Source organism: Rahnella ecdela (assembly GCF_019049625.1).
GTDB classification, from domain to species: Bacteria; Pseudomonadota; Gammaproteobacteria; order Enterobacterales; family Enterobacteriaceae; genus Rahnella; species Rahnella ecdela.
Window position 1 is genome coordinate 1 of record NZ_JAFMOY010000074.1, and the last position, 1,456, is coordinate 1,456.

General features: G+C 53.3%; 1 protein-coding gene and 1 pseudogene. Both read left to right on the forward strand.

Translation table 11 applies throughout. The annotated features are described in order from the left end of the window. The coding region (locus J1784_RS00385; RefSeq protein WP_217147594.1) for an anaerobic sulfatase maturase at nucleotides 1-1,290 on the forward strand (1,290 nt) is incomplete at its 5' end. Beyond that, a pseudogene (locus J1784_RS26320) lies at nucleotides 1,287-1,456 on the forward strand (AAA family ATPase); the annotation flags it as partial. The gene J1784_RS00385 and the pseudogene J1784_RS26320, both read left to right, overlap by 4 nt.

Sequence of the window (1,456 nt, forward strand, 5' to 3'; positions counted from 1 at the left end):
TACAGCACCACATTGCCTGTTAAAGCACTCCCGTCAGCTGAAAAATTTGATGGCAAAGGCCCGGAATATAAGCGACGTTTCCACGTGATGGCCAAACCCTCCGGCTCAACCTGTAATCTCGACTGCACCTACTGTTTTTACCTGAGTAAAGAAGATCTGCTGCATCAGGATCGTCATACCGGCATGAGTGATGAGGTGCTGGAGAATTTTATTCGTCAGTACATTGACGGTCAGGACGGTGAGCAGGTGGTGTTCTCCTGGCAAGGCGGCGAACCCACGTTAATGGGTTTGGAATTTTTTCAGAAAGTAGTGAAATTTCAGAAACAGTACAAGAAGCCCGGTCAGCGTATCGAAAACGACTTACAAACCAACGGTGTGCTGATTAACGATAAATGGGCCGAATTCCTGAAAGAACATCATTTCCTGGTGGGCATCTCCATTGATGGCCCGCGGGAGCTGCACGACCGCTACCGCGTCACGCGCAGCGGCAAACCGACGTTCGACAAAGTCATGCAGGGCGTCGCGGCGCTGAAAAAATACAAGGTGCCTTTTAACGCGCTGGTGACGGTCAACCGTACCAACGCCCGCTTTCCGCTTGAAGTGTACCGCTTCATGACCCGCGAACTGGGTGCGACCTACGTTCAGTTTAATCCGTGCGTCGAACCGGTCGATTTCAAAGTCACCGCGCCACAGTTCTGGCGTGATGAAACCATTCCTGTGACCGGTTCCCGCCGGGCAAAACCGGGCGATCTCGATTCTGTCGTCACCGACTGGTCAGTAGATCCCAATGACTGGGGCACCTTCCTGATTGCGGTGTTTGAAGAATGGGTGAACAACGATCTGGGCCGCGTTCAGGTCAACCTGTTTGAAACTGCCGTTGCGCAGACGATGGGACTGCCCGCGCAAATTTGTACGGCGTCGGAATTCTGTGGCAAAGGACTGGCCGTTGAGAAAAACGGCGATACTTACTCCTGCGACCACTACGTCTATCCGGAATATCAGATTGGCAATATCACCGATACGAAGCTTGCACACATGGCCTTTTCCGAGCGGCAGAAAGCGTTCGGTATGGGGAAAAAAGACACCCTGCCCGCCTACTGCAAAGCCTGCCCGTATCTGAAACTGTGCTGGGGCGAATGCCCGAAAAACCGCATCGTCCGCGCACCGGATGGCGAAGCCGGACTTAACTATCTCTGCCCCGGCATCAAAGCCTTCTTTAATTACGCCGAACCGATGCTGGTGGGGATCTCCACGCTGGTTAAACGTGACTTCTCAGGATTGAAGCGATGACAAACAGAGAAAAACTGTTGCAGCTTGAGCAGCGGATGAATGAGCAGGTGATCGGCCAGCAATCGCTGGTACGTATGTTGCTGATTGCCCTGTTGTGTGACGGACATGTATTGCTCGAAGGCCTGCCGGGTCTGGCCAAAACCCGTGCCGTTCGTGAACTTGCCCG